Source organism: Candidatus Aminicenantes bacterium (genome assembly GCA_026393855.1).
In the GTDB taxonomy this organism is placed as follows: domain Bacteria; phylum Acidobacteriota; class Aminicenantia; order Aminicenantales; family UBA4085; genus UBA4085.
Map to the genome: position 1 here is coordinate 110,828 of JAPKZJ010000070.1, position 8,925 is coordinate 119,752.

At 61.4% G+C, this 8,925-nt stretch carries 8 protein-coding genes; 7 read left to right on the top strand and 1 reads right to left on the bottom strand.

Features of this window, described 5'->3' with window-relative positions:
* The first annotated feature begins 53 nt into the window (after window positions 1-53).
* The 5 genes from NTZ26_08260 to NTZ26_08280 all read left to right on the top strand — a co-directional run bounded on the left by NTZ26_08260 (window position 54) and on the right by NTZ26_08280 (window position 5,669).
* The gene (locus NTZ26_08260) at window positions 54-1,307 is read left to right on the top strand and encodes a 3-isopropylmalate dehydratase large subunit (protein ID MCX6560495.1); all 1,254 of its coding nucleotides are present in this window, start codon (window positions 54-56) and stop codon (window positions 1,305-1,307) included.
* Complete coding sequence (locus NTZ26_08265) at window positions 1,304-1,795, top strand: 3-isopropylmalate dehydratase small subunit (GenBank protein ID MCX6560496.1); 492 nt, start codon at window positions 1,304-1,306, stop codon at window positions 1,793-1,795. The genes NTZ26_08260 and NTZ26_08265 overlap by 4 nt, the downstream gene beginning before the upstream one ends.
* A 10-nt stretch (window positions 1,796-1,805) precedes the next feature.
* Window positions 1,806-3,371, top strand: coding sequence for an L-serine ammonia-lyase, iron-sulfur-dependent, subunit alpha (locus tag NTZ26_08270; protein MCX6560497.1), 1,566 nt, complete (start codon window positions 1,806-1,808; stop codon window positions 3,369-3,371).
* Complete coding sequence (locus tag NTZ26_08275) at window positions 3,368-4,375, top strand: ornithine cyclodeaminase family protein (protein MCX6560498.1); 1,008 nt, start codon at window positions 3,368-3,370, stop codon at window positions 4,373-4,375. The genes NTZ26_08270 and NTZ26_08275 overlap by 4 nt, the downstream gene beginning before the upstream one ends.
* Window positions 4,376-4,439: 64 nt before the next feature.
* On the top strand, window positions 4,440-5,669 hold the full coding sequence (locus NTZ26_08280; GenBank protein ID MCX6560499.1) for a hypothetical protein: 1,230 nt from the start codon (window positions 4,440-4,442) through the stop codon (window positions 5,667-5,669).
* A gap of 2 nt (window positions 5,670-5,671) precedes the next feature.
* Here the strand turns inward: NTZ26_08280 and NTZ26_08285 are convergent, their stop codons facing one another.
* The gene (locus tag NTZ26_08285; protein ID MCX6560500.1) at window positions 5,672-6,784 is read right to left on the bottom strand and encodes a hypothetical protein; all 1,113 of its coding nucleotides are present in this window, start codon (window positions 6,782-6,784) and stop codon (window positions 5,672-5,674) included.
* A 170-nt stretch (window positions 6,785-6,954) separates the two neighbouring features.
* Between NTZ26_08285 and NTZ26_08290 the strand changes: the two genes are divergently transcribed.
* On the top strand, window positions 6,955-8,412 hold the full coding sequence (locus NTZ26_08290) for an N-6 DNA methylase (GenBank protein MCX6560501.1): 1,458 nt from the start codon (window positions 6,955-6,957) through the stop codon (window positions 8,410-8,412).
* Between the two features lie 133 nt (window positions 8,413-8,545).
* Window positions 8,546-8,890: a restriction endonuclease subunit S gene (locus tag NTZ26_08295; protein MCX6560502.1), complete on the top strand. Its 345-nt coding sequence runs from the start codon at window positions 8,546-8,548 to the stop codon at window positions 8,888-8,890.
* Window positions 8,891-8,925: the final 35 nt, after the last annotated feature.

Here is an 8,925-nt window from a genome sequence, read left to right on the forward strand (position 1 = left end):
CACGAGAAAACTAATATCTTAAGACCTGACCCCTATCGGGACTCGGAGGCGAGATGGGACTGACGTTTTCGGAAAAGATTCTGGCGCGCAAGGCGGGGCGCCCGGTCCGGGCCGGGGACGTCATCACCGCCTCGCCCGACTTCTACCTGTCCCACGACAACTCCTCGGCCATCATCGGCGAGTTCAAGAAGCTCGGCTTGGCCAAGGTCAAGGCCCCCGAGAAGATCGTCATCATCCTGGACCACATCGTCCCGGCGGCCGACGAAAAATACGCCCAGAACCACAAGACCATCCGCGAATTCGTTTGGGCCCAATCCATTCCGAACTTCTTCGATATCCAGCATGGCGTCTGCCATCAGGTCTTGTCCGAATCGGGCTTCGCCCTGCCGGGTCGCCTCATCATGGGCAGCGACTCGCACACCACGACTTATGGTGCATACGGCGTCTTCGCCGCCGGCATCGGCCGGACCGAGATGGCCTCCATCTGGGCTACGGACGAGATCTGGCTTCGCGTCCCCGAGACGCTGCGAATCGAATTTGCCGGCGACTTCCCGCACGGCGTCTTTGCCAAGGACGCCATCCTCAAGATTATCGGCGACCAAGGCGCCGATCGAGCCAATTACGAGGCCGTCGAGTTCGCCGGCCCGGCGGCCGCATCCTTCAGCCTGGCCTCCCGCATGGTCCTGGCCAACATGGCGGCCGAAATGGGAGCCAAGAACGGCTATTTCGAGCCCGACGAGCTGACCCTGGCCTGGGCCCGAAAGCACGGCCGCGGCGATTTCGAGCCGGTTCGATCCGATCCCGACGCCGCTTATGAGGCCGTCCTCCAATACGATTTGTCCGTCCTCGAACCGCAAATCGCCTGTCCTCATACTGTGGACAACGTCAAGCCGGTCCGCGAGGTCGCGGGCAAGCCGTTCCACCAAGCCCTGCTCGGCACCTGCACCAACGGCCGCTTCGAGGACCTCGAAGTCGCGGCCCGCATCCTCCGCGGCCGATCGGTCCACCCGCATATCCGCCTGCTCGTCCTTCCCGCTTCCCGCGCCGTTTATCTCGAAGCCATGAAGGCCGGCCTCCTGGAGACGCTCTCCGAGGCGGGAGGCGTCATCCTGAACCCCGGTTGCGGCCCCTGCCTGGGCGCCCACGAAGGGCTCCTGGCCCCCGGCGAAGTCGTGGTCGGGACGTCCAACCGCAACTTCAAGGGGCGCATGGGAGGCCGCGGCTCCGAGATCTACCTCGCCTCGCCCGCCACCGTCGCCGCCTCGGCCCTGGAGGGCAAGATCGCCGACCCGAGGAAATACCTATGAGCAAGGGCCGCGTCTGGAAGTACGGCGACGACGTCAACACCGACGTCATCTACGCCGGCAAATACACCTACCAACAGCTCGAACCGGCCGAGATGGCCAAGAAGTCGCTGGAGGATCTGGATCCGTCGTTCGCCGCGGCCGTCAAGCCCGGCGACGTGATCGTGGCCGGAAAAAACTTCGGCTGCGGCAGCTCGCGCGAGCAGGCCGCCGCCTGCCTCCGCTACGCCGGCGTCCAGGCCGTGGTAGCCAAATCCTTCTCCCGGATCTACTTCCGCAACGCCATCAACCTCGGGTTGGCCGTCCTGCAGGCGCTCGACGCCCCCGACGCTCTTCGCTCCGGCGACGAGATCGAGATCGATTTCGAGGGCGGCCGCATTCTCTCCGCCGGCCGCGAATTCAAGTTTCCCCCCTTGCCCGAGTCCGTCCTCGACATCGTCCGGGCCGGCGGATTGCTCGAATGGACCAAGAAAAAGCTGGCCCGCCCGTGAGCCCGCAGCCGTGAAGCGCTTCAGCATCTTCAACCATGTCCTGGGCCCCGTGATGCGCGGGCCGTCCAGCTCCCACACCGCGGGGGCTTATCATCTCGGCTGCATGGTCCGCTCCCTGGCCGGAGGTTCCATCAGCCGGGCCGCCGTCACCTTCGATCCGAACGGCTCTTACGCCCGCACCTACGCCCAGCAGGGCGCGGATCGGGCCTTCGCCATGGGCTTCATGGGCAAGCCGCTGACCGACGAGTCGTTCTTCACCGCCCTCGAGGATGCGCCCCGGGCCGGGCTCCGTCTTCTCTTCCAGATCCGGCCGCTGGAGCATCCCGATCATCCCAACGCCATGATGATTGATGTCCGCGACGCGGCCGGGGAGATCTTTTCCGTCGAAGCCCGTTCGATCGGCGGGGGAGACGTAGAGATCATCAGCCTGGACGGCATTGAAATCGCTTTTAACGGCTCCGCCTTCGAGCTTTTCATCGAAGCCGCCCACTCCCAACAAGCCTTTCTGGCGGCCGCACTCGCCGGCGACGGCGCCCTCATGAGCGGCCCGAATCCGATCGCCCTAGGCGGCCGTCAGGCCTTCGTCGCCAGACGCTCAAAGGCGCTGTCGGGATTTATACGGTCATCCGTCGAAGAGCTTGTCCCGGGCGCTATCATCCGCGAATCGGCCCCGGTCTATCTCGTTCAAATCGCCGAGCCGCTTTTCTTCGATGCGGAGGCGCTAGTCCGGCTGTGCGAAAAGCGCGGCTGGTCGTTGGGGCGAGCGGGCCTCGAGTACGAAACCCGGATCCTTGGGCTGCGGCCGGAGGAAGTGATCGCCGAAATGCTCCGCCGTTACGACATCATGGCCGCGGCCGCGGCCCGCGGGCTCGATCCCGCGTTTTCGGGGATGCAGCTCCTGGCGGCCAGCGCCGGCTCGGTTTTTCGGGCGGAAGCGGAAGGCCGCCTCGCACTCGGCGGCCCGTCGGCCCGGGCGGCCGCGCGCGCCTTGGCGGTCATGCACGTCAACAGCGCCATGGGGGTCGTCTGCGCCGCGCCCACCGGCGGTTCGGCCGGAACGATCCCAGGAACAATCCTCACGCTGGCCGAGGAACGGCATCTTTCCCGCGACGAGATCGCTTTATCTCTTCTGGCCGCCGGCGTCATCGGCGTAATTACTGCCCAGCGAGCCACCTTTGCCGCGGAAGTGGCCGGATGCCAGGTCGAAATCGGCGCCGCCGGGGCCATGGCCGCCGCCGCCGTCGTCGACGCCTGCGGCGGAAGCGCCCGCCAAGCCTGCGACGCGGCCGCCATCGCCTATCAGAACACCATGGGCTCGGTCTGCGACCTGGTCCAGGGATTGGTCGAGATCCCCTGTCATACCCGTAACGCCGTGGCAGCCGCTTCGGCCTTCGTCTGCGCCGACCTCGTCCTGGGCGGCTATGCGAACCCGATCCCGCTCGACGAGACGATCGACGCGGTCTATTCCGTCGGCCGCCTGCTGCCCGCGGAGCTGCGCTGCACCGCCCGCGGCGGCCTCGCACTGACGCACTCGGCCCTGGCCATGAAATCGCGGCTGGGAGGGGACAAGCCGTGAGCGGCGCGCCCGCGACAAGGCCGCCGCTTCTCTATCTCGGTGCGGAAGACGTACGCCGGGCTTTGCCCATGCGTGCGGCCGTGGAAGCCATGAGGGAGGCCTTTCGCGACTTGGCAAACGGCGCCGTGGCTATGCCGCCGCGAACGCGGATGGCGAATCCCGAAGGCGATGAAGTCAGCTTGATCATGTCCAGCCGGAGCAACGGGATTTCCCGTCTGGGCGTCAAGCTCATCACGCTCTACGATCGCAATCGCACCATAGGCCTGCCCCTGGCCCAGGCCCTCTTTATGCTTGTCGACGGCCAAACGGGCGTTCCGTTAGCCATCTTCGACGGCGCGTCGCTGACGGCCCTGCGAACGGGGGCGGTGTCCGGCCTGGCGACGGATGTCCTGGCCCGCCCCGGCGGCGCGGTAGCTGCCATTTTCGGCGCCGGGGTCCAGGCCCGCGCCCAACTCGAGGCGATCGCCGCCGTTCGGCCCATCCGTGAAGCCCGTGTTTTCGATCCTATTGCGCCTGCGGCCGAGGCCTTTGCGGCCGAGATGTCCGGGCGGTTGAGCGTGCTCGTTCATCCCGCGTCCGACCCCGCCGCCATGCTCCAGGGTGCGGACATCGTCTGCACGGCGACGAATTCGCGAACGCCGCTCTTCGCCGACGGCGATATTGCACCCGGGACGCATATCAATGCCGTCGGCGTCTACCAGCCCGAACGGGCCGAGATCCCGGCCGAGACCGTCCGCCGGGCCCGCACCGTCGTCGATCAAACCGGGGCCGCTCTCGAGGAGGCGGGCGATCTGCTCCAGCCGCTTGCCGCGGGGATGATCGATCGATCCCGCTTCGATCTGACCCTGGGCGATATCCTCATCGGCCGGGCCGAAGGCCGCCGGTCGCCCGCCGAGATCACCCTCTTCAAATCCGTGGGCCTCGCCGTCCAAGATCTCTACGCCGCCGCCCGAGCTTATGACAACGCTCTTCGTTTGGGCGTTGGGCGCGAGCTGGAGCGTTAGGTTTCAAACCCATATGATGCGGCTATAATGGGGCCATGACCTCCAGGAAGAAAGGGAGCGATAAATGAAAAAAAGCACGCTCATCGGCGTCCTGTCGGTGCTGGCGCTGGCGTTGCTGGGCCCATCCGTTTCCGGACACGCCGCGGCCCAAGCGGGCAAGCTCGGCGGGGTATTCAATTTTGTCGAGGATTCCGACGGCGGCAAACCCGAAGCGGGTGCGATCGTCACGCTGACCTTCGCCGACGGAAATGTCGTCTTCAGCTCCCTGCGGCCGGGCGGCGTCCAAGCCGACAAAGGCACGTACGTCATCCAAGGCAACCGGATCACCCTGCGCTTCGACAAGATGCCCTTCGGCTGCCAAGATAAGATTTATATCTTCGACGGTGAATCTCTATCCCTGCCGATGAAGATTCTGACGGCGGGCGACGGCTATTCCATCTGGAAGAAGACGGGCGAGACCGGGACGAGCGGCGGCCAGGGCCAGGGTGGGACAAAGGGCCGCGACGGCCGCGACACCGGAAAGATGACCGGCGCGACCAAGCCGATCGAATCCTTCACCGAGCTGGAGGGGGATTGGGAAGGCAAAGGCGCGGGGGCGGAAGTGCGGTTCCGGCGCGAGGCCCGACTCGGCGGCGGCAAGTTCAATGTCATGACCCTGACGACCAAGCATATCGTGGAGTTCTTCTTCCATGTCTACCCCGATCAGCACCTCGAGGGGGAGGGCGTCATCCTCTTTAATCTGGAGCCTGATTTGAGCGGCGTGGACGCCCTGGCCGGCGCCGTCAAGGGACTGTTGGGTATGATGCCGTACATGTCACCGCCGGCTCCCGAAAAAAAAGGAGACTGGGGCAAAGCCGCGGGCTCGGTTTCCGACAAAATGGCGTCCGGAACGCTCTCCGCCGGCGGAGTGACCTCTCCTTCCTACAGCTACAAGATGAGAGAAGCTCCCCAGAAGCGGCATTTCAAAATCCAGGGCAAGGCCTATCGAAGCGAGACGGGCGTCTATAAGATCCATTTGGAGGCCTTGGGCGATTATTTCCGGGCCGCCGACCTCACGAATGCCGACAACAGGCTTTGGGTCGACTATGAAGTCAACCTGAAGCGCGAGGAAAGTTCGTTTCCGACCTGGTCCCCGTTCCTGAAGGGAGCGGACGGCGACGGACTCATCCGCGCGTCCGCGGGAGGCGCGGTTTATATTGCCGATTCCGAGTTCTCCGGGAATCGCCGCAACGGCGTCAAGCCCTGGGAGGAATACACCTTCACCTGGAGCGCGCGCAAAGCGGGGGGCCAATAGGCTTATTTCATTCCGACGATCGCCCGGCTGTCGATCCAGCCGCAGTAGTACTGACGGGGCGAATCGATCGGCACCCATTTCTGGGCGGCCTTATCGAAGCGTCCGGGCTCCATCCCATGGTGTAGGCTGGTCTCCGCGGGCATGACCTTAATGCCGAAGGCGACGAAGGCCCAGCCGTTCTCGCGGGCTAGAACGAACCCGCCGGCCGATTTTGGGAACTCGGCGACCGCATTGCCCCGAAGGGTGCGCGTCGTCGTGTAGTCGAAATAGCCGTTGGCGTTCTTCAGGTTTTCCTTGTCGTCGACCGTGGGGCTGAACCGCAGAGTGACCGCCGTGCTCGTCTCGAACGGCTCCGGACGCCCCAGCGCCTTCGGGAACCGGGTCTGCTGGGCATAATAGAGCTTCGAATCCAATGAACACGCCTTCGTCTTGAAATCATAGGCGATGCCGGCCAGGATCTCCGTCTCGGAGGGCTCGATGATCGTGACGACGTACCGGACATAAAGCTTGTCGCCTATCCTTTCGATTTTAGCAATGGCGCCGGAGCAATCGAACAGATACGAGAACGCTCCACCGCTCCGGCCGCAGAAGACCAGCCCCTGCGAAGGCCCGAAAAAGACCTGGTTGAAGATCACCAGATCGATGGACTTGTCGCCGTCGAAATCGAGGCACCGGAACGCGTATTGGGAAGCGGCCGGGTCCTCCTCCGACTCGTTCAAATAGAAATCGTTACTAGCTCCCGTCTCGTCGACGCCGAATGTCTTGACATCGTCCTCGTCCAATGTCGCCTTGAGCCGGCGGTTATATTCGGCCCGAAGCTCCTTGTCGAAAGCATCCCCAAGGTGTTTGGCTGCGGATAGAAAGAACCATGGCTCGAGGCCCGTGTCGAAGCCCGTGTCGAGCAGCGATTTCAGAATCTCCCTGGCCTGATCCTTGGTCGGCTGAATCGTGCGCCGCTTCAGCTCCTGCACGATATTTTTATTCAGGCGGGCGTTGGGATCTTCCCGTAGAAATCGAAAGCTGGGGACCGGGTTTGATTGCCCGAGCAGGAGTGCCGAAGCCGCCAGAAAGAATCCCGCAGCCCAGCATCGAATCGTCGGCTCGCGTTTGGGCATGGCACCCCTCCCATAAGAAAACAGATTGATTCTCATTATAAGGGCTTTGCGCGTTAATGGAAATCCTGATCATTCCGCCCCTTGAGGAGGCTGGCTTTTGTCAATTCCTGGCATATAATACGTAGAGCGTGGTAGAGGAATGCCACGCCGATTACGGGAATCAGAGGCATATGTTCGAACAAGCTTTCAGAAACATCGACGACATTCTGCGCAAAGAAGCCGGCTGTACGACCGAGCTCGATTATACCGAGCAATCTTCCTGGCTTCTTTTCCTAAAGTACTTGGATGCCCTGGAGCAGGACCGAGCTACCGAAGCGGCTTTGCACGGCAAGAAACACTCGTTCCTCCTCGATAAGCCCTATCGTTGGGACGAATGGGCCGCCCCCAAGGGCAAGGACGGCCAGATCGACCATAATCGAGCCGCAACGGGCGACGACCTGCGCGATTTCGTCAACCAGAAGCTATTCGTCTATCTGCAAAATTTTAAGCAAAAGGCCAGCGGACCCGACACGATCGAATACAAGATCGGCGAGATCTTCGGCGAGATCAAGAACAAGATCCAAAGCGGCTACAACCTGCGCGAGATCATCGACCATATCGACGAGCTGCGCTTCCGCTCCCAGACTGAGAAGCACGAGCTCTCGCACCTCTATGAAGCCAAGATCAAGAACATGGGCAACGCGGGCCGCAACGGCGGCGAGTACTACACGCCCCGGCCTCTGATCCGGGCCATGGTCCAGGTCGTCAAGCCCAAAGTCGGCGAGAAGATCTATGATGGGGCCTGTGGCTCGGCGGGATTTCTATGCGAGTCGTTCGATTATATGAAATCGGCTTATAAGCTCAGCACCCGCGACGTGGCGACCCTTCAGGAACGCACTTTTTTCGGGAAAGAAAAGAAATCCCTCGCTTACGTCATCGCCATCATGAACATGATCCTGCATGGGATCGACGCGCCTAATATCGTCCACACCAATACGCTGGCCGAGAATGTCTCCGACATCCAGGATAGAGACCGCATGGACGTGATCCTAGCCAATCCGCCTTTTGGCGGCAAGGAACGCCACGAGGTCCAGCAGAACTTCCCCATCCGGACGGGGGAGACGGCCTTTCTTTTCCTCCAGCACTTCATCAAAATGCTCAAGGCCGGCGGCCGGGCGGGCATCGTTATCAAGAACACCTTCCTCTCCAACACCGACAACGCCTCGGTCAGCCTGCGTCAGATGCTTTTGGATTCCAGCAATCTCCATACCGTGCTGGATTGCCCCGGCGGCACCTTCCAAGGGGCGGGCGTAAAGACGGTCGTGCTGTTCTTCGAGAAGGGCGCGCCGACCAAGAATATTTGGTATTACAAGCTCGATCCGGGCAGAAACCTCGGCAAGACGAATCCGCTCAACGACGATGACCTGGCCGAGTTCGTAAAGCTGCAAAAGACCAAGGCCGATTCTCCTAAGAGCTGGAGCATCGACGCTCGAACCATCGATCAGACGACATATGATCTTTCCGTGAAGAATCCCAATGGGGGCGAGGAAGTGAAGCTTCGGAGCCCCAAGGACATATTGGACGAAATTGCTGCGTTGGATGCCGAAAGCGAAGAGGTGTTAAAGAAAGTCCGGGATCTGTTGTTATGAAAGCACACGTATCTAGTTTTGGAATTTCCCAGTCAGCGACTGGGAAATCATTAACTAGCCGAATTATGCGGACAATGGCTGCGCATCTTGTGCAATTATGCAATTGTTTTTTCTCTCTCGATTAGGCGTAATTATGGCGTCCCAAAGAAATGATCGAAAACGAGTCGCGATTGGCGATCTTTGCGATGTCATTGCCGGGCAATCGCCGGATGGGAAAGCTTATAATTCAACTGGTAAAGGAATGCCATTCTACCAGGGAAAAAGGGAATTCGGCGAAAGAATTCTTAAGGCCCCGACAACTTGGACGAATCAAATCACGAAGATCGCTAATAAGGGCGATATTTTGATGTCAGTTCGAGCTCCCGTTGGCCCCGTGAACTTCACGCCAGGAACGATATGTATAGGGAGGGGATTAGCCGCAATTCGATGTAAACCCGAATTAGATAGTGAATCCCTATTTTATCAACTTCACTATTAGCCGCCAGAGATCGTAGGAAAAGCCGGGGCCGTTTT

Excerpts from the sequence above, each read along its gene's own strand:
- NTZ26_08260 (MCX6560495.1), top strand. The coding sequence starts at position 54 with ATGGGACTGACGTTTTCGGAAAAGATTCTGGCGCGCAAGGCGGGGCGC.
- NTZ26_08265 (MCX6560496.1), top strand. The coding sequence starts at position 1,304 with ATGAGCAAGGGCCGCGTCTGGAAGTACGGCGACGACGTCAACACCGAC.
- NTZ26_08280 (MCX6560499.1), top strand. The coding sequence starts at position 4,440 with ATGAAAAAAAGCACGCTCATCGGCGTCCTGTCGGTGCTGGCGCTGGCG.
- NTZ26_08285 (MCX6560500.1), bottom strand. The coding sequence starts at position 6,784 with ATGCCCAAACGCGAGCCGACGATTCGATGCTGGGCTGCGGGATTCTTT.
- NTZ26_08290 (MCX6560501.1), top strand. The coding sequence starts at position 6,955 with ATGTTCGAACAAGCTTTCAGAAACATCGACGACATTCTGCGCAAAGAA.
- NTZ26_08295 (MCX6560502.1), top strand. The coding sequence starts at position 8,546 with ATGGCGTCCCAAAGAAATGATCGAAAACGAGTCGCGATTGGCGATCTT.